Genomic DNA, 19,157 nt, shown 5'->3' with positions numbered 1-19,157 from the left:
TTTGAGGTGCAAGCTAGCTCCTGGCCTTACTCGGTTCAAGGCATGAGACGGTGTATATATTGAACGTGATCGCCCTGATGAGCTGCATGGATGGACATGTGGGCAGGTGATGGTTAACTGACGATACGTGCGTCGCAGGGAAGTGTTGATGGCAGTTGAAACGCAAGCCGCGCCGAATATTCAGGGGAACGACCGGGTCGGATACGATTTCAGCGTTCTCTATCGGCTGAGGATGATGTTTTCCGCCTTTTGGGGTTCGGCGGTCCGCATCAGGATCATTTCGCTGACGGTCGCGCTGTTCGTGATCATTCTGGGCACGGCCTATGTTCAGGTTCTGCTCAATAGCTGGAATGCGCCTTTCTACGATTCGCTGGCGCGGCGCGATACCGGCGCTTTCTTCCATCAGCTTGGCGTTTTCGGCATGATTGCCGGCACACTTCTCATCCTCAATGTCATCCAGGCCTGGCTCAATCAGATGACCGCGCTCTACATGCGCGAGGGCCTGGCGCGCGATCTCGTTGATCAATGGCTGAAAGCCAAGCGTGCCCTTCGTCTCGCCTCTTCCGGCCTGATCGGCGTCAATCCCGACCAGCGGTTGCACGAGGATGCGCGCAATCTCGCCGAGAGCACCACGGGCCTCGCGATCGGCCTGGTGCAGGCGACCATCCTGCTCCTGAGCTTCATCGGCGTGCTCTGGGAACTGTCCAGCGGCATGGTCTTCCATTACAACGATATGAGCTTTTCGATCCCCGGCTACATGGTCTGGGCGGCGATCATCTATGCCGGTTCGGCCTCATTCCTCAGTCAGTTTGTTGGCCGTCGGCTGGTGCGGTTGAACGCAGACCGCTACTCCAAGGAAGCCGAGCTGCGCTTTGCGCTGATGCATGCCAACGAACACATGCCGGCGATCACCATTGCCGGCGGCCAGGAGAACGAGCGCCGGCGGATCAATCTCGATATTTCCGCCGTGCTTGCCGTCATCCGCCAGCTGGCCATCGCCAATACCAATCTCACCTGGGTCTCGGCCGGCTATGGCTGGCTGGTGCTGATCATTCCGATCCTGGTGGCTGCGCCTGCCTATTTCTCCGGCGGGCTGACCTTCGGCCAGCTGATGGTGGCGGTCGGCGCTTTCAATCAGGTCAATACGGCCTTGCGCTGGTATGTCGCCAATTTCGGCCCGATCGCCGAATGGCGCGCGACGCTGATGCGCGTCACCGATTTCCGCCAGGCGCTGATGGAAATGGACGACACGACGCCGATGCCGCACACCATCACCTTCGACCAGGCAGCCCCCGGCACGATGGCATGGACCGACATGGAGATTTCCACCAAGACCAGCGAGGATGCCATGGAAAATGGCTTCCGCATTCGCGAGGGCTCGGTGACCATTGCCGCCGGCGAGCACATCATGGTCAATGGCGATCATGGCGTGAACCGCAGGCTGCTGTTCCAGTCGCTGGCGCATCAATGGAATTGCGGCTCGGGCACGATCAGCATGCCGCCGATGGAAGACATGCTGTTCATGCCGCACACGCCCTATGTGCCGGGCGGCACGCTCCGCGAGGCGATCTGTTTCCCCGAGGACGGGGATGCCTATGATGATGCCGCCGTCGAAGCCGCGATGGACAAGGTCGGCCTTGGCCGTCTGAAGGGCCGGCTCGATACGCAGGCTCGCTGGGACCGGCTGCTGGACAATGACGAGCAGAAAGCCATCGCCTTCGCGCATCTGCTGCTGGCAAAGCCGAAATGGATTATCCTCGACGAAGTCATGGAAGGGCTGGAGCTGGATGTCCAGGCGAAGTTCTCGGCGCTGCTGACGGAATTTGCCGATGCGACCGTGATCTATATCGGCCGCTCCGACGCCTATCTCCAGGCGATGTCGCCGCGCGTCCTGCATCTGCAGGCGCTGGTGCCGCACGAAGAAGAGGTCGCCGCCGCAACCACGCCAGCGGAACCGGCCGAGGAGCCGGAGGTAAATAGCAAGAAGGCGAATGCGCCGTCGCGATAATTTGGTGGTGATCGCCGCGGTGAAATGGCAGAAACAGGCCGCTCTGCCAATGGTCGTCTATTGCGCTGCCGAAGCCCCCCTCCGATAGCGCAATCGCTCGACAAGCAGGTTGAAAGCAGAAGAGCTTTGCCGGCGGCTGGGGTAATAGAGGTGGAACCCGGCGAATGGTTGACACCAATCCTCAAGCACACGGCGCAGCGATCCCTCAGCAAGATGGGGCGCCGCGCTGCTTTCCAGAACAAGGGCGATGCCATGTCCTTTCAGCGCAGCCTTGATCAGCAAACCGGCATCGTTAAACACCAGTTGCCCCTGGGGACGCACTTTGATGCTTAGCCCGCTCTTGCTGAACTCCCAAGCGTAGATTGCGCCAGTCGCGGATCGGCGATAGCCGATGCTCGCATGGGATGCCAAATCATGAGGAGTTTTAGGGACGCCGCGCTTTTCCAGGTAATCTGGTGACGCCACTGCCACCATGCGCAGATCGGGACCGATGGGAACCGCGATCATATCCCTGGCAAGCTCTTCTCCGATCCGGACCCCTGCGTCGAAGCGTTCGCTGACGATATCCGAATGACGGCCGGATACGGTCAGTTCCACGTTGATGGCTGGGTATTGCGACGTGATGTCGTCGATCGCCGGCCAAAGGATCGTGTGGGCCGCCCGCTCCGGTGTGAGAATTCTAATCGTCCCGCCAATCGTGTTGCGCATCGATGTGACGGCCACAAGCCTCTCCGACACCTCGTCGAGTGCCGGGCGCAGTGTCTCGATCAGCTGACGGCCAGCCTCGGTCGGCGCGACGCTTCTGGTGGTTCGATTGAGAAGCCTGATATCGAGCCGGGCTTCGAGCCGACGCATCGCTTGGCTGAGGGCCGATTGGGATATGCCGAGCCTGACGGCCGCACGAGTGAAGCTGCCTTCCTCCGCGACGACAAGCAAATTCATGATGTCCCCGAGGTCTTCCCGCTTCATTGCCTGATTCCTGCTTATTCATAATAAATTATAATAACTACATACCACACTATCCATCTAATCGTTGGGTGCTCCGACGAATATATCGAAGGCGAGCCGAGTTCCAGGCCGGCCATCGTGTTCAGAAGCGACGACTGCGAACAGCTCTCGTCGTTTTGAAATGTGGAGTATCGCATGAAAAGAAGAAGCCTATTGAGCCTTGCGGCCGCCCTCTCGCTGGCCGTCGGCATCCCGACGGCGCGTAAAGCGGTGGCAGCGTCGGGGCGCACCTTCGTCCTGGTCCATGGCGCGTTTCACGGCGGTTGGTGCTGGAGCCCGGTCGCGGACATTATGCGAGCGCAAGGCAAACGGGTCTTCACCCCGACATTCACCGGCGTCGGCGAACGCGCGCATCTACTCAATCCGACGATCGATCTGAATACATTTATCAGCGACGTCGCCGGTGTCATTGTCGCCGAGGAGCTCCACGACATCGTTCTGGTCGGCCATAGTTTTGGCGGCTACGTGATCAGCGGCGTGGCCGATCGGATGGCCGACCGCATCGGCTCCATGGTCTATCTCGATGCTCCCATGGGATCGAACGGCGTGTCGGTCTTCGGCGAGGCGCCGGCAGATGTGCGCAAGGCACGCATGGATGCGGCAACGGACGTGAACGGCACGCGGGCAATCGCACCGCCGTCCTCCACAAATTTCGGGCTGTCCGACCCTCTTCAAATCGCCTGGGTCGACCGCCGTATGACCCCGATGCCGCTTAAAGCCTACGACACCCCGTTGGTCCTGAAGGGGCCTCCTGGTGGCGATCTTCCAAAGCGGTTCATCCGCTGCACGACGCCGGCACTTCCGAATATCGAGGCATCCGCCCGCTATGCCAAGGAGCATGGCTGGACGTATTCCGAACTACCGACCGGCCACGACGCCATGGTCTCGATGCCCGAGGAAGTGGCGGCGATGTTGATGGCATCGTAACTGCCGTCTTTTCTCGATCATTGCTGAACACCACCCCTCCAACAGTCACAAGCGTGGAATGTACGACACCATGAAAACTGTACTTGCAAGACGAGATTTGTTCCGCGCCGGCCTCGCAGCCTCCATGCTCGCCGTCGCTCCCACGATCGTGCTGGCGAAAAGCAAAACCAGCGGCGACAAGGCGGCGGCGAATGGAGGGGCACGGATCGACTATAACGACGTGCAGGTCCTTTTCGCGGACCTTCAGGTCTCGCTGGTGGCAGGCAGCAAAACCGTCTCCCCCGAGGCCTTGGGCCGCTCGGCCGCGGCACTGGCGAAAGTCGCCACCGTCCTCAAGCTTCCAATGTTGTTCAGCGTGGTGCCGGAACGCAAGGGAGAGCCGGTCCTGATACCGGAGCTTTTACCCTATGCGACACAGGCCAACACCTTGAAGCGGACATTGACAGGTCCGTTCATGGACAAGGCAACGGTTTCGGCGCTTGCATCCAATGGGCGCAAAACGCTTATCGTCGCGGGATTTGCCGCCGAAGTGGTCGTTCTACAGACGGTGCTGGATGCCGTTGAGGCTGGCTACAAGGTCCAATATGTGACCGATGCTATCGGAGGACTGTCTGAACGGACCGAAGCTACGGCATTGCATCAGGCGGAGCTTGCCGGAGGGGTCCCGACATCGGTCGTCAGCCTGACGACGCGGATGGCGCCTGACATCTTCCACTCTCCCGGTTCGGAAGCGTTCTCGGCCATTGTGCCGTTGCTGTAGTATCGGCGTGCCGCCTGTTCCGAGGGCATCTTCGAGAAGCGGCTGGCTCGGCCATCATACTAAGACCCCAAAAGCAAAAAAACGCCCCGTCGTAAGACAGGGCGTTTTTCATGAAACCACACGGCTGATGGCTCAGTCCTTGGCGCGCTCGACGTAGGAAACGTCTTCCGTGGCGATAACGACGCGGGTGCCGGCGTTGATGTGTGGCGGCACCAGGGTGCGCACGCCGTTCGACAGGATTGCAGGCTTGTAGGAAGAGGAGGCCGTCTGGCCCTTGACGACCGGTTCCGTCTCGGCGATTTCCAGCGTGACGTGGCGCGGCAGCTGGATGGCCAGTGGAATGCCTTCATGGATCGACAGGACGCAGGTCATGCCTTCCTGCAGGAAGGCCTTCTGGTCGCCCATGGTTTCCACATCGACGACAACCTGGTCGTAGGTGGCCGGGTTCATGAAGTGGAAGCCTTCGCCGTCTTCATAGAGGTACTGGAAGTTCACGTCTTCGACGAAGGCGCGCTCGACCTGCTCGGTGGTGCGCCAGCGTTCGGACACCTTTACGCCGTCGACGATGCGGCGCATGTCGACCTGCGTGACCGGCGTACCCTTGCCCGGATGAAAGTTCGCGGCGGTGAGAACGACGTAGAGCTTGCCGTCGACGTCGAGAACGTTGCCCTTGCGGACCGAAGAGGCGATGACCTTGACCATAAGACTTCCTTGTAACTCTGCTTGCCGCGTCGTAGAGGACTGTCGAAGTATACCCCGAGACGCAGCTGTTGTTTGCTTGGGGGCGCAACTACCCTAAATCAGCGGAAATAGCCACCCCCCAACCCCGGTGGTCTTAAGAAGAAAGCATCGATGGAGCCAACGAGCAGCAGAGCGTCCCCCTGGTGGACCCGCAGCGTCCATGCGGACCGGCGGCCGTTCCTCCTTGGCCGCAACGCCATCCAGGCGGCGCTGCGCGGTTTCTTCGCGCGCAACGACTTCATCGAAGTCGACACGGCGACGCTGCAAGTGTCTCCGGGCAACGAGGCGCATCTGCATGCTTTCGCCACCGAGGCGCTGACGACGGATGGCCAAGCGGCGCCGTTCTATCTGCACACCTCGCCGGAATTTGCCTGCAAGAAGCTGCTTGCCGCGGGCGAAGAGCGCATCGCCTGTTTCGCCCATGTCTATCGCAATCGCGAGCGCGGCCCGCTGCACCATCCGGAATTCACCATGCTGGAATGGTATCGGGCCGGCGAGACCTATGAGACGCTGATGAACGATTGCGCCCAGTTGCTGGCGCTGGCGGCGGAGACGGTAGGGGCGAAGAAGCTGACCTATCGCGGCGCGGAGACCGATCCGTTCCTCGCGCCGGAGCGTATCAGCGTTGCCGCCGCTTTCGAGCGTCATGCCGGGATCGACCTGCTCGGCTCGGTCAGTCTTGACGGCTCCACGGATCGCGAGCATCTGGCGGCCGAGATGCGGCGTGTCGGCATGCGGGTTGCCGCCGACGATCATTGGGCCGATCTCTTCAGCCGCGTGCTGGTTGAGAAGATCGAGCCCTATCTCGGCTTCGGCCGGGCGACGATCCTCGATGAATATCCGGTCTCGGAGGCAGCGCTTGCCCGGCCTTCGGCTCGGGATCATCGTGTGGCCGAGCGTTTCGAGCTCTATGCCTGCGGCGTCGAGCTTGCCAATGCTTTCGGCGAGCTCACCAATGCTAGGGAGCAGCGGCGGCGGTTCGAGATCGAGATGGCGGAGAAGGCGCGGATCTACGGCGAGACCTATCCGTTGGATGAGGATTTTCTGCAGGCGCTGGCCGTCATGCCGGAAGCGAGCGGCATTGCGCTGGGCTTCGACCGGCTGGTAATGTTGGCGACCGGGGCTTCCAGGATCGAGCAGGTGCTCTGGGCGCCGGTATCGGAGTTTGGTTCATGAATGTGATGCGCCCAATCAGAACTATCGATGACCTCGAGCAGGCCGGCTTGATCGATAGCGCCGAGGCGCTGTCGCTGGAGGCGGTGGCAGAGCGTTATGCCATCGCCCTGACGCCGACGATCGCCCGGTTGATCGACAAGGCCGACCCCGCCGATCCGATTGCCCGGCAATTCGTGCCGGATATGGCCGAACTCGTCGTCACGCCGGAAGAGCGGGCCGATCCTATCAGCGATCATGCCTACAGCCCGGTCGAGGGCATCGTCCATCGCTATCCCGACCGCGTGCTGTTGAAGGCCGTGCATGTCTGCCCGGTCTATTGCCGTTTCTGTTTCCGCCGTGAGATGGTCGGGCCGCAGGGGCTCGGCACGCTGGATGGCGCGGCGCTCGATGCCGCCTTTGCCTATATCCGCGATCACAAGGATATCTGGGAAGTGATCCTCACCGGCGGCGATCCGTTGGTTCTCTCGCCGCGCCGGCTGGAGGAGATGCTGCGGCAGCTTGCCGATATCGAACATGTGAAGATCGTCCGCTTCCATACCCGCGTGCCGGTGGTCGATCCGTTGAAGATCGACGGGGCGCTGATTGCGGCGCTGAAGGCGAGCGGCAAGACGGTCTATGTGGCACTGCATGCCAATCATCCGCGCGAACTGACAGCGGAGGCGCGGGCAGCCTGCGCCCGGCTGGTGGATGCGGGTATCGTTCTGGTCAGCCAATCCGTTCTGCTGAAGGGCGTCAATGACGATCCGGACGTGCTGGCTTCATTGATGAAGGCTTTCGTCGAAACACGGATCAAGCCCTATTACCTGCACCACCCCGATCTTGCCCCTGGCACCAGCCATTTCCGCCTGACGATCGCAGAGGGACAGGCAATCGTCGCGGCGCTGCGGGGCCGCATTTCCGGTCTATGCCAGCCGACCTATATTCTCGACATTCCCGGTGGCCATGGCAAGGCGGATATCGGCAAGAGTGCTGTTCGCGACGTCGGCGAAGGTTGCTATTCCATCTCCGATTATCGCGGCGGCGAGCACATCTATCCGCCGGAGGGATAGTGAAGCGGTTTTCCGCTTCTGTGTTGTCTTGTGCCATCTGCAACTCCAAATTTCATAGGAACTCGCGTGGAAATTTGGCACATTAACCTTGCTGCGACGTGCCGTTCCTTCCCGCATCATCGCGAATAAATTTTAGCATTATAAGATATTGCGTTGTAAACGACAGGTTGCATGGCTTAAATATCGTAAATTTTATTTAGATAAATCTTATATTAAAGATATTCTTGCTAAGTATATCCCGGTTATATTTACCACGTCGCTTAGTGGAATGTTCTATTTTACCTGTTACTTCTCAGGCGAAGATAAGGCCGCATTACTGTGGTCGTGTTGTGATTGCCTGGAGGGACGACAGGATGAATGAAACAATTCGCGATTTGCTGGCCAAGTTCGGCGCGCTTCCCGTTACGATGGACCAGATTGCCGATGATGCCGATCTCTATGCGGCGGGGCTTTCCTCCTTTGCATCGGTGCAATTGATGCTCGGCATCGAGGATGCCTTCGACATCGAATTTCCCGACAATCTGCTCAACCGCAAATCCTTTGCCAGCATCGTTGCCATCGAAAAGACGGTCGGCATGATCCTGGATAGCCGAAAGGTCGCCTGATGAACGTGGCGGTCGCTTTGGTCGGGGCCAGCGACGCGATGGCGGTACGCGCTGCGCGTGTCGCGGCGATCGCGGGTAAGCATGCCGATGCGGTCGACGTCGAAGGGCGCTTCCCCCGTGAGGCAGTCGAGGCGATGCGGGCCGAAAAGCTGCTGTCGATCCAGATCCCCACCGATCTCGGCGGCGAAGGGGCGTCAATCACCGAAATCGCCGAGCTTTGCTCCATCCTCGGTCAGGCTTGTGCCGCCAGCGCCATGGTTTTCGCCATGCATCAGATCAAGCTGTCAAGCCTGGTCGAACACGGCGTCGGCAGCGACTGGCACCGCGACTTCATGCGCCGCATCGCCAGGGAACAGCTTCTGCTGGCCTCGGCGACCACGGAAGGCGGCATCGGCGGCAATTTGCGCAACAGCATCTGCGCCATCAAGGTTGAGGGTGACAGCTGCTTCCTGGAGAAGGACGCGACCGTCATCTCCTACGGCGCCCATGCCGATGCGATCCTGATTACTTCGCGCAGCCATGCCGAGGCGGCCTCGTCCGATCAGGTGCTGACGGTTTTCCTGCGAGATCAATACACGCTTGAACGCACCGTCGAGTGGAACACGCTCGGCATGCGCGGCACCTGCTCCGACGGCTTCCTCTTCAAGGGCGAAGCGCCGGCCGTGCAGATCCTGCCGAAACCGTTTGCCGAGATTGCCGCGCAGTCGATGCTGGCAAGCTCGCATCTGCTCTGGAGCGGCGTCTGGTACGGTATTGCCGCCGACGCCGTCGCCCGCGCCCAGGCTTTCGTGCGTGCCGCCGCCCGCAAATCGCCCGGTACTCAACCACCCGGCGCACTGCGGCTGGCGGAAGTCTCCGGCCTACTGCAGATGGTGAAATCCAATGTCGTTGCCGGGCTGAAGACCTATGAAGAGGCGAAGGTTGATACCGATCGGCTCTCCTCGATGGCCTTTGCCGTCGCCATGAACAACGTCAAGATCGCATCCTCGGAGATGATCCTGCCGATCATCAACCACGCCATGCTGATCTGCGGCATCATGGGCTACAAGAACGGCACGCCCTATAGCCTCGGCCGCCATCTGCGCGACGCCCATTCCGCTCAATTGATGATCTCGAATGACCGCATTCTCGGCAATACGTCGACCATGCTGCTCGTCCACAAACAAGATACCAGCCTGTTGGGGTAATCGTCATGGATATGCAAACATCGTTTCTCGACCGCCTTTTCGAATCCGGTCTTCTGATCGACACCGGCGTTGACGGCCTCTATGGCCGCAGCGGCCAGTTCGAAGATGTCATCGCCGCCTTCGAGCGGCTGATCGACAGGTTCGGCGGTGCCGATGGCGCCGAAGCCATCCGCTTTCCGCCGGGTATGAACCGCGCCTTCTTCGAGACGAGCGGCTACATGAAGAGTTTCCCGCAGCTTGCCGGCACGGTGCACAGCTTCTGCGGCAGTGAGCTCGACCATATGAGCCTCTTGAAGTGCATGGAGGTCGGCGAAGACTGGACTAAGGATCAGCAGGCGACTGATATCGTGCTGACGCCAGCGGCCTGCTATCCGCTCTATCCGACGGTCGCCAAGCGCGGCGCATTGCCGGAAGGTGGCGCGCTCTTCGACCTGCAATCCTATTGCTTCCGCCACGAGCCTTCCAAGGATCCAGCCCGCCAGCAGCTGTTCCGCATGCGCGAATATGTCTGCATGGGCACCGACAAGCATGTGACGGATTTCCGCCAGAGCTGGATGGATCGCGGTATCGAGATGATGAAGGCCGTCGGCCTTGACGTCGTCATCGATGTCGCCAACGATCCGTTCTTCGGCCGCGCCGGCAAGATGCTCGCCAACAATCAGCGCGACCAGAATCTGAAGTTCGAGCTCTTGATCCCGATCACCTCGTCCGCCACCCCGACCGCCTGCATGAGCTTCAACTATCACCAGGACGCTTTCGGCGCGAAATGGGGCCTGAATTTTGCCGATGGCAGCGTCGCGCATACGGCCTGCGTCGGCTTCGGCCTGGAGCGCATCGCGCTGGCGCTGTTCCATCACCATGGTCTTGATACCAGGGACTGGCCAGAGAGTGTGCGCAAGGCGCTTTGGGGCTGATCGTGGCTTCCATCTTTGAGGGCCTGGATCCTGCCGACTACAAACCGCATGCGCTGCATGACAGTGAGCGCATGTGGCCGGAAACCAATTGCTATATCGATCTCTGGATCGAAGTGCTGGCGAGCCTGAAACTGCCGCCGGAAGCCATGCTCGGTTTTACGATGGGTCAGGATTTCGAGGGCGATCAGTTCACCTTCTTCAAGGCGCCGCTTGAGGATCTCGAAGCGCTCTATGGCATCCGTTGCACGGAGCTTGCGATCTACGACAGGGTCGAGCGCCATGTCGCCGAGCAGATCGGTCGTGGCCGGCTCTGCCTGGTGGAGATGGATTCCTTTTACATGCCCGACACTCAGGGCGTCGGCTATCGCCGCGAGCACGGCAAGACGACCGTTGCCATCAACCGGCTAGATCTGGCGGGCCGCGAGCTCGACTATTTCCACAATGGCGGCTTCTTTCAGCTGTCGGGCGAGGATTTCGATGGGCTGTTCCAACTGCATCTGACGGACGAAGACCTGCCCTTCCTGCCCTATACGGAGTTTGCGAAGTTCCCGGAGATCAAACCCGGCGAGGCGGCTATCCGGCAGACGTCGCGGCAGCTGCTGGCCTTCCATTTCCGCCGCCGTCCCGTCGCCAATCCCATCCGCGCCTTCGCGAAGGTTTTCCCGGCGCAGGTGGAAGCCTTGGCCGAGCGGCCTTTCGGATTCTTCCACAAATATGCCTTCAACACGCTGCGCCAGCTCGGCGCCAATTTCGAGCTGGCGGGCAGCCATCTCGATTGGCTGTCGGCGGATTTTGCCGAGGTTGCCACGCAGGCGCGGCGGATTTCGGAGGTGGCGAAATCGGTGCAGTTCCAGCTTGCCCGCGCCATAACGCGCAAGAAATTCGAGCCGTTGCAGACGGCGCTTGATCCAGCGGCGGATGCATGGGATTCCATGATGGGGTTGCTGGAACAGAAGCTTTAGGGATCCAATGCACGGGCGTTTGGCTGATGTCAGCGGCAAGACGCTGCTGAGCGAAGGATGGAATCTGGTTCTGACGGATGCGGGCGCCTGCGCTTCGCCTTCGGAGCTGCCGCCTTCCGCCCGTCTCATCCCCGCGCCGGTGCCGGGCACCGTAGCCGAGGCGCTGGAAAGGGTCGGGCTTTTCGACCGGGAACATCCTCATTCGCTCAACGACCGCGATGCCTGGTATCTCTGCCGGCTGGTCGATGCCGAGGCCGGCAATGCCGTGCTGCGGTTCGAAGGATTGGCGACGCTCTGCAACGTCTTCCTGAACGGCCGGAAAATCCTCGTCTCCGAAAGCATGTTCGGAGCGCATGATCTCGCCGTTCACCTGCAGGGTGGCGACGAACTGGCATTGTGTTTTCGAGCGCTGGGGCCGCGCCTTGCCGAACCCGGCCCGCGCGCCCGCTGGCGGCCGCAGATGATCACGCCGCAGGGATTGCGGCTGGTGCGAACGACGCTGCTTGGCCATATGCCAGGCTGGTGTCCGGAAATTCACGCCGTCGGGCCATGGCGGCCGGTTTCGCTGCTGCGTCCGCACAAGCCGATCATTCGCGACCTTTCGCTGCGTCCGGATCTGCTCGAGGATGGCGAGGGCCGGCTCTATGCCTCACTGTCGATTGAGGGGCATGTCAGCGACGTCATTCTTCGTTGCGGTGAGGTCGAGCAGGCTTTCGAGCGGGATAGTCATGGTCGCTGCACGGCGATCCTGAAGATTCCCGGCGCGGCACCATGGTGGCCACGCACGCACGGCAGACCGCATCTCCATGACGTCACGCTGGTCGTCGATGGCGTCGAGCATCCGCTTGGGCGCACCGGCTTTCGCCGGCTCGCGGTTGATCGCGGCGCCGCGGACGGCCGGGATTTCGGCCTGATCGTCAATGGCGAGCGCATCTTCTGCCGTGGTGCGGTCTGGACTACGGCGGATATTGTGCGGCTGCCCGGCGGCCGAGAGGACTATGAGCCCTGGCTGCGGCTGGCGGCGGAGGCGGGCATGAACATGATCCGCATTGGCGGCACCATGACTTACGAGACGCCGGAGTTCTTCAAGCTCTGCGACGAACTCGGCCTGCTGGTCTGGCAGGATTTCATGTTCGCCAATTTCGACTATCCGAAGGGCGACAAGGTTTTTAACGCCCATGTCGAGGCGGAAGTCTCGCAATTCCTTGGCCGTACGCGCCTCTCTCCATCGCTGGCTGTGCTTTGTGGCGGCAGCGAGATGCATCAGCAGGCAGCCATGCTCGGCCTGCCGGAACGGTTCTGGACAAGTCCCATCGTGGAAGAGATCATTCCGGCGGTGGTGCAGTCGCTGCGGCCAGACGTGCCCTATGTCGTCAACTCTCCCTCCGGCGGCGCCATGCCGTTTTCCGCGAATGAAGGAGTGACGCATTATTACGGCGTCGGCGCCTATATGCGGCCGCTCGACGATGCGCGCCGCGCCGATGTCCGTTTTGCGGCGGAAAGCCTGGCCTTCGCGCATGTGCCGCAAGCCCGGACGCTGTCACGGCATCTGCCGGTCCCGGCGGTCCATAGTCCGCTATGGAAGGAACGCGTGCCGCGCGATCGCGGCGCGTCCTGGGATTTCGAGGATGTGCGCGATCATTATCTTAGAGAGCTCTACGGTTTCGAGCCGGATCGGCTGCGGCGGGAGGACCCTGACCTCTATCTTACCCTCTCGCGGGCTGTTACCGGCGAGGTCGCGGAAGAGACCTATGCGGAATGGCGCCGGCATGGTTCGGGCTGCAACGGCGCGCTGGTCTGGACGCTGCAGGATCTGCTGCCAGGCCCCGGCTGGGGCGTGATCGATTCGACCGGGGAACCGAAGCCCATCTGGTATGCGCTACGCCGCGCCTTCCGGCCGGTGCAGGTGTTGCTCACTGATGAGGGCACCAACGGGCTGGATGTGCATGTGATCAACGAGAGCGATCTGGCGCTTGAGCTCGATCTTGAAGTCTCCTGCCTGCGCGACGGACGGCAGAAAGTGGTGGGTGGAAAACGAGAGCTGTCGATCGAGGCTCGTTCCAAGAACAAGATCGCCTGCACGGATCTGTTCGGCGCCTTCTTCGACACCACCTATGCCTTCCGCTTCGGCCCGCCGTCGCATGATGTCACGGTGGCGCAGCTTACGGCACGGGATATGGGCACGCTGATTGCTGAGGCTTTCCATTTTCCATTGGGCAGGACGAAAGCCTTCCACGAGGCGGAAATCGCGGCATCCGTTTCACAGCAGGATGAGCATTGGTTCCTCGATCTGCGCAGCGATCGTTTGGCGCAGTCGCTCCAAGTCGATTTCGAAGCCTATCGGGCGGAGGACGACTGGTTCCATCTGGCGCCTGGTGTGACACGGCGGGTGAAGCTGCATCCGAGGGCCGGAACTGTGGTCGGGACCGTTCCGACAGGCCAGATCAAAGCCATCGGTAGCCGGCGAATAATCGAAGTTTAATGGTCGGTGGAAAAATGCCAAGGAATTGAAGTTACAAGAATATAGGTCAGTTCTTGCGTTGACAGGCCGAAAATTGATTGCGTCCCTGCCTACCCCCGCTCTTGTAAAAACCAAGAATTAGACGAGGGACGAACCCTCGCCTAATCCCCAGCTTCTGCGTTCTCGCCCACCAGGGGCGAGATAGGCCCCACCTGCGTCAGCAGCCTTTTTACAACGTTGTCCCATCCGGTCCGAACAAATGACAGCGCTCGGGATCGATGCGGATATTCACCGTTTCGCCGGCACGGATCGCCTGCTGGTCTTCCAGCGCGATGGTCAGTGACTGGCCTCCGTGCAGGGTGGCATAGAGGATCGTCTGGCCGCCGAGATGTTCGACCAGATCGACATGGGCGCTGCCGAGCGCCAGGCCGCGATCGCCGACATTCAGGTGTTCCGGCCGCGCGCCGAGCGTGACGGCGTCTCCGGGCTGGATGCCGCCCAGCCGGCGCGGCAGGCGGATGGTCTGGCCGTTGAGGTCGATGACGGCGGAGCCGTCGTCCGAGGCGACGATCTTTGCTCCGAGGAAGTTCATCTTCGGCGAACCGATGAAGCCGGCAACGAACTTGTTCTTCGGCTTGTTGTAGAGATCGAGCGGTGCGCCGACCTGCTCGATTTTGCCGCCGTTCAGCACCACGATCTTGTCGGCCATGGTCATGGCCTCGGTCTGGTCGTGGGTGACGTAGATCATGGTGTTGCCGAGCCGCTGGTGCAGCCGGGCGATCTCGACGCGCATCTGCACGCGCAACTCGGCATCAAGGTTGGAGAGCGGCTCGTCGAAGAGGAAGATGTTCGGTTCGCGCACGATGGCGCGGCCGATGGCGACGCGCTGGCGCTGGCCGCCGGAGAGCTGCTTCGGCTTGCGTTGCAGGAGCTGGGTGATCTGCAGGACCTCGGCCGCCTTTTCGACGCGTGGGTGGATGTCCTGCTTCTTCATGCCGGCGGTCTCCAGGCCAAAGGCGAGGTTCTTGTAGACCGACATATGCGGATAAAGCGCATAGGACTGGAACACCATGGCGATGCCGCGCTTGGAGGCGGGAACATCGTTCATGCGGGTGCCGTCGAGATAGAGCGCGCCGCCGGAAATCGGCTCCAGCCCGGCGATCATGCGCAGCAGCGTGGACTTGCCGCAGCCGGACGGGCCGACGAAGACGGTGAATTCCCCCGGTTCGATCTCCAGGTCAATGCCGTGGACGACCTGAAGTTCGCCATAGCGCTTGATGATCTTCTGCAGCGAGACGCTGGTCGCCATGGGCGCATCCTCCTTGTTCCTGATCGCTCGCGGGGCAACGTTCATACCGGCCTCCAGCTCTTGTATTTCGTGCTTTCAGGCCCGACCGGAAAACGGACCTCGGTGCGCGTTTCCGACGATTCGTAAAAGGCGGTCACCAGTTCCAGCGCCTGACGAGCGTCGACGGTGGTCACAGGCAGCGGGCCGCCGGACACCAGCGCCTCGTGGAACAGCTTCATCTGCGTGTTGAAGCGGATCGGCACCGGCTGCCAGTCGGCCAGCAGCGCATCGATCTGCTCCGCAATCTCGTCATTGGCGGGTACGATTTTCCACGGGTCCTGACCTGGGCTGTAAGGTTCGTGGTTGCTCTCGATCATCACGTTTTCGAAGCAGAGGCGCAGGCGGCTGATCTGCTCCTGCGAGCCAAGCGTGGCGCTGATTGTTGCAAGCGCGCCGTTTTCCATCAGCAGGCTGGCGCTGGCACAATCTTCCACCTCGATATCGTTGACGCGGGTGGCGACACGGCCGAAGAGCCCTGATATCGGTCCCATCAGATAGGTCAGCATGTCGTGCAGGTGGATCGAATGCGTCATCAGCACGCCGCCGAGTTCCGTCGCCCATTTGCCGCGCCAGGGAACGGCATAGTAGTCGGCGCCGCGCACCCAATGGGTTTCCGAGGTGGCGACATAGGCTTTACCGGCAGTACCGGCATCGATGATGCGCTTGGCCTTCTGGATGCCGTCGCCGTAGCGATACTGGAAGATCGGCATCAGGCGGCCCTTGGCTGTCTTTTCGGCGGCGATCACGGCGTCGATATCGGCGAGCGAGCCGACCAGCGGCTTTTCGCAGACGACGCTCTTGCCGGCGGCGAGCGCCTGCAGGATCATTTCGAAATGCGAGCCGGGCGGCGTGCAGATATCGATGATGTCGATATCCGGCATGTTCAGCACCTCGACGAAATCCTTGAGGCGTCTGGCGATTCCGAATTCGTCGCCGACGGCGTTCAGGCGTTCCTCGTTGAGATCGCAGAGGGCAGCAACCTCGAAGCGGTCGGAATGCGGCAGATAGCCCTCGACAATATGGGAGCGGCCGATGCCGAGACCGATGACCGCGACTTTCTTGATGTCGGACATGTCCAGATTACCTCTGCAAGCTGTTGAGCGATGTCGCTTCGGCCAGAGCCTGCGCCTTCAGCGCCAGCTCCATGGCCTTGAAGCAATGTTCCTGCCCCATCGCGGTTTCGGTGCGGTCGCGGATATCGGCGGCCAGTTGCCGGCCGAAGGGCAGGTCTACCCCGCTGCAATCGATATGCTGCATGCCCTTGCGGTCGGTGAGGAAGAGATGGTCCGTGCCGGGACGGCCGGCAACGTCGAGATATTTGCGCAGTTCGATCGTGCCTTCGGTGCCGACGATGAACAGGCGTCCGTCGCCCCAGGTGGAGAGCCCGTCGGGGGTGAACCAGTCGACACGGACATAACCGGTGACGTCAGGCGTTCTCACATGGAAATCGCCATAGTCCTGCAGGCCGGGTGTCTCGGGATTGGCGCGATTCGAGACCGTCGCCGACAGGATTTCGGCTTCGAGCGAACCGGCGAAGAACAGGAACTGTTCGCATTGGTGCGAGGCGATGTCGGCGATGATGCCGCCATAGCGCTTGCGGTCGAAGAACCACTCCGGCCGGGTCGGCTTGCGCAGCCGGTGGGGGCCAAGGCCCGTCGTGTGGATGACCTTGCCGATGGCGCCGGCCTTGACCAGTTCGCCGGCCTTGACGGTGGAGGCCGTCTCGAAATGCTCGGAATAGAGGATGGAGACGATGCGCTTGGTCTCGGCCTGTACCCTGCGCACCTCAGCGAGCTGATCCAGCGTCACCATGCCCGGCTTGTCGAGCATCACGTCCTTGCCGTGGCGCATGGCCTCAATCGCAAGGCCGGCGCGCTCGCTGGAAATCGCGGCGCTGAGGATCAGCGCGATGGAGCGATCCTCCAGGATCTCTCTTTTATCGGCAACGCGTTTTGCTTGCGGAAAGCGCTCTGTGAAGACGGCGGCAAGGTCGTCCTCGATGGCGTGGAAGGCGACCAGTTCCGCGCCTGCCCGGAGCATGACGTTGACCTGGCCGTAGATGTGATCGTGGTTGATACCGATGGCGGCGAAGCGCAGGGCGCTCATGCGATATTCCTTTCAGTGGATTTTGCGATGCGATTCCAATTGCTCCGAGGCTCCTGGGATCGCGTTTTCGTTTTCAGCGTTTGAGGCCGGCCGTGGCGATGCCATCGATCAGCAGCCTCTGGAAGAACAGGAAGATCAGGAAGACGGGGATCAGCGAGAGGCTCGACATGGCGAACAGGCTGCTCCAGTCGGAGCTTCCGGTCGAGTCCACGAAGGAGCGCAGGCCGAGCTGCACCGTGTAGGTGTTGATATCGGAGAGATAGATCAGCGGACCGAAAAAATCGTCCCAGGTCCAGATGAAGGAGAAGATGGCAGCCGTCGCCAGTACCGGTAGCGACAGCGGCAGCATGATGCGCCAATAGATGCGCCAGGGGCTGCACCCGTCCATCATCGCCGCCTCGTCCAGTTCGCGCGGTATGCCGCGGAAGAACTGCACCATCAGGAAGATGAAGAAGGCGTCGACCGCAAGGAACTTCGGCACGACCAGCGGCAGCATGGTCTTCACCCAGCCGAGCTTGAGGAAGAGGATATATTGCGGGATCAGCGTCACATGATAGGGCAGCATCAGCGTGCCGAGCATCAGCGCGAACCAGAAATTCTTGCCCCAGAAGTTCAGCCGCGCGAAGGCATAGGCAGCCAGCGAGCAGGAGATGACATTGCCGATGACCGAGAGCACGGCGATGACGACGGAGTTCCAGACGAAGGAGCCGAAGTTCACCTGCCCGCCGAACCAGCCGCGCGGAAACGAGCTGAAGTCGAAATGCGACGGGATCAGCGATGCCGTGCCGAAGATCTCGTTCTGGTCCTTGATCGAACCGGAGAGCATCCACAGCAGCGGATAAAGCATCACGATCGACGCACCGATCAGCGCGATGTGGATGAGGATGGAGAAGAACCAGGGGCGCTCGCGCGGCGGGCTCAGGTCTTCGGGAAAGTGGGTGAGCTTCGCGTCAGTCATCGTAGTGGACCCAATAACGAGCGGAGAGGAAGGAGAAGGCGGTGAAGATCGCGATGATGATCACCAGGATCCAGGCGAGCGCCGAGGCGTAGCCCATGCGGAAGTAGCCGAAGGCTTCCTGGTAGAGGTAGAGGGTATAGAACAGCGTCGAGTCGATCGGGCCGCCGGTGCCGGAGGAAATTACATAGGCCGGCGTGAAGGCCTTAAAGGCGTCGATGGTCTGCACGACGGCGTTGAAGAAGATCACCGGCGTCAAAAGCGGCAGGGTGATCTTGAAGAAGATCCGCACCTTGGACGCGCCGTCGAGGCTGGCGGCCTCATAGAGATCGGTCGGGATCTGCCGGAGGCCGGCGAGGAAGATGATCATCGGCGAGCCGAACTGCCAGACGGCGAGGATCACGAGCGTATAGAGCGAATAGTCCGGATTGGAGATCCAGCTCGGACCGTTGATGCCGAACAAGTACCAGAGCAGCGTGTTGACGACGCCGTCGGCATCGAAGATCTGCCGCCAGAGCACGGCGATGGCGACGCTGGAGCCGAGCAGCGACGGCAGGTAGAAGATGGCGCGATAGACCGGCAGGCCGCGAATGCCGCGGTTGAGCAACAACGCCACCAACAGCGCGAAGGTAAGCTTCAGCGGCACGGAACAGACCACGTAGAACAGCGTCACCTTCATCGACGAGATGAACTTGTCGTCGGCGGTGGCAATACGCACGTAGTTGTCCAGCCCGACCCAATCCGGCGCCTGCAGCAGGTTATAGTCGGTCAAGGACAGATAGAGCGAGGCGATCGCCGGCCCCAGCGTCAGGCCGAAGAAGCCGATCAGCCAGGGCAGGAGAAAGAGGTAGCCCGGTGCATTGCGCGAGAATGCGCTCGGTGCCTTGTAAATGGTCTCTGTGCGCGCTCGCGCGTTCGCGCCGATGGCGAGGCCACCGGCAACGCTGTTG

General features: G+C 61.1%; 17 protein-coding genes. 10 read left to right on the top strand and 7 right to left on the bottom strand.

Annotation, left to right across the window (positions count from 1 at the left end; all coding sequences use genetic code 11):
- Positions 1-148: 148 nt before the first annotated feature.
- Complete coding sequence (locus AC1RO0_RS25615) at positions 149-2,008, top strand: ABC transporter ATP-binding protein/permease (protein WP_498595392.1); 1,860 nt, start codon at positions 149-151, stop codon at positions 2,006-2,008.
- A gap of 57 nt (positions 2,009-2,065) precedes the next feature.
- Here AC1RO0_RS25615 and AC1RO0_RS25610 read toward each other — a convergent pair whose 3' ends face one another.
- Positions 2,066-2,977 (bottom strand): LysR family transcriptional regulator, encoded by a 912-nt coding sequence (locus AC1RO0_RS25610; protein ID WP_498595391.1) that lies wholly within the window; start codon positions 2,975-2,977, stop codon positions 2,066-2,068.
- 174 nt (positions 2,978-3,151) lie between these two features.
- Here AC1RO0_RS25610 and AC1RO0_RS25605 point away from each other — a divergent pair, with 174 nt between their 5' ends.
- Together AC1RO0_RS25605 and AC1RO0_RS25600 are read left to right on the top strand one after the other, a co-directional pair.
- A complete protein-coding gene (locus AC1RO0_RS25605; protein WP_498595390.1) occupies positions 3,152-3,943 on the top strand; it encodes an alpha/beta fold hydrolase in 792 nt (263 codons plus the stop codon).
- A 70-nt stretch (positions 3,944-4,013) separates the two neighbouring features.
- Positions 4,014-4,703, top strand: coding sequence for an isochorismatase family protein (locus AC1RO0_RS25600; protein ID WP_498595389.1), 690 nt, complete (start codon positions 4,014-4,016; stop codon positions 4,701-4,703).
- A gap of 132 nt (positions 4,704-4,835) precedes the next feature.
- On the opposite strand, the gene efp is transcribed toward AC1RO0_RS25600, so the two are convergent.
- Entirely contained in the window at positions 4,836-5,405 is a 570-nt protein-coding gene (gene efp, locus AC1RO0_RS25595; RefSeq protein WP_037219139.1) for an elongation factor P, read from the bottom strand.
- 150 nt (positions 5,406-5,555) lie between these two features.
- On the opposite strand from efp, the gene epmA reads away from it, so the two are divergent.
- From epmA to AC1RO0_RS25560, 7 genes are all read left to right on the top strand, one after another.
- The gene (gene epmA / locus AC1RO0_RS25590; RefSeq protein WP_498595388.1) at positions 5,556-6,620 is read left to right on the top strand and encodes an EF-P lysine aminoacylase EpmA; all 1,065 of its coding nucleotides are present in this window, start codon (positions 5,556-5,558) and stop codon (positions 6,618-6,620) included.
- Positions 6,617-7,669 (top strand): lysine-2,3-aminomutase-like protein, encoded by a 1,053-nt coding sequence (locus AC1RO0_RS25585; protein WP_498595387.1) that lies wholly within the window; start codon positions 6,617-6,619, stop codon positions 7,667-7,669. The genes epmA and AC1RO0_RS25585 overlap by 4 nt, the downstream gene beginning before the upstream one ends.
- Positions 7,670-8,022: 353 nt before the next feature.
- Positions 8,023-8,274 (top strand): acyl carrier protein, encoded by a 252-nt coding sequence (locus AC1RO0_RS25580; RefSeq protein WP_007692247.1) that lies wholly within the window; start codon positions 8,023-8,025, stop codon positions 8,272-8,274.
- Complete coding sequence (locus AC1RO0_RS25575; protein ID WP_498595386.1) at positions 8,274-9,461, top strand: acyl-CoA dehydrogenase family protein; 1,188 nt, start codon at positions 8,274-8,276, stop codon at positions 9,459-9,461. Before AC1RO0_RS25580 ends, AC1RO0_RS25575 begins: the two co-directional genes overlap by 1 nt.
- Positions 9,462-9,466: 5 nt before the next feature.
- Positions 9,467-10,375, top strand: coding sequence for an amino acid--[acyl-carrier-protein] ligase (locus AC1RO0_RS25570; protein WP_498595385.1), 909 nt, complete (start codon positions 9,467-9,469; stop codon positions 10,373-10,375).
- 2 nt (positions 10,376-10,377) lie between these two features.
- Positions 10,378-11,337, top strand: coding sequence for a DUF1839 family protein (locus AC1RO0_RS25565; protein ID WP_498595384.1), 960 nt, complete (start codon positions 10,378-10,380; stop codon positions 11,335-11,337).
- A gap of 7 nt (positions 11,338-11,344) precedes the next feature.
- Entirely contained in the window at positions 11,345-13,819 is a 2,475-nt protein-coding gene (locus AC1RO0_RS25560; protein WP_498595383.1) for a glycoside hydrolase family 2 protein, read from the top strand.
- A gap of 208 nt (positions 13,820-14,027) precedes the next feature.
- Here the strand turns inward: AC1RO0_RS25560 and AC1RO0_RS25555 are convergent, their stop codons facing one another.
- The 5 genes from AC1RO0_RS25555 to AC1RO0_RS25535 form a co-directional block, all read right to left on the bottom strand.
- A complete protein-coding gene (locus tag AC1RO0_RS25555; protein WP_498595578.1) occupies positions 14,028-15,107 on the bottom strand; it encodes an ABC transporter ATP-binding protein in 1,080 nt (359 codons plus the stop codon).
- 41 nt (positions 15,108-15,148) lie between these two features.
- Positions 15,149-16,219, bottom strand: coding sequence for a Gfo/Idh/MocA family protein (locus AC1RO0_RS25550; protein ID WP_498595382.1), 1,071 nt, complete (start codon positions 16,217-16,219; stop codon positions 15,149-15,151).
- A gap of 7 nt (positions 16,220-16,226) precedes the next feature.
- Positions 16,227-17,252, bottom strand: a complete 1,026-nt coding sequence (locus AC1RO0_RS25545) for a Gfo/Idh/MocA family protein (RefSeq protein WP_498595381.1) — start codon at positions 17,250-17,252, stop codon at positions 16,227-16,229.
- Positions 17,253-17,325: 73 nt separating this feature from the next.
- Entirely contained in the window at positions 17,326-18,210 is an 885-nt protein-coding gene (locus AC1RO0_RS25540) for a carbohydrate ABC transporter permease (RefSeq protein ID WP_007692235.1), read from the bottom strand.
- Positions 18,203-19,132 (bottom strand): carbohydrate ABC transporter permease, encoded by a 930-nt coding sequence (locus AC1RO0_RS25535; protein ID WP_498595577.1) that lies wholly within the window; start codon positions 19,130-19,132, stop codon positions 18,203-18,205. The genes AC1RO0_RS25540 and AC1RO0_RS25535 overlap by 8 nt, the downstream gene beginning before the upstream one ends.
- Positions 19,133-19,157: the final 25 nt, after the last annotated feature.

Source organism: Rhizobium sp. GW821-FHT14E12, from assembly GCF_058803745.1.
Note: the sequence above shows the minus strand (reverse complement) of the source record. Positions and strands in the feature narration are given on the sequence as shown.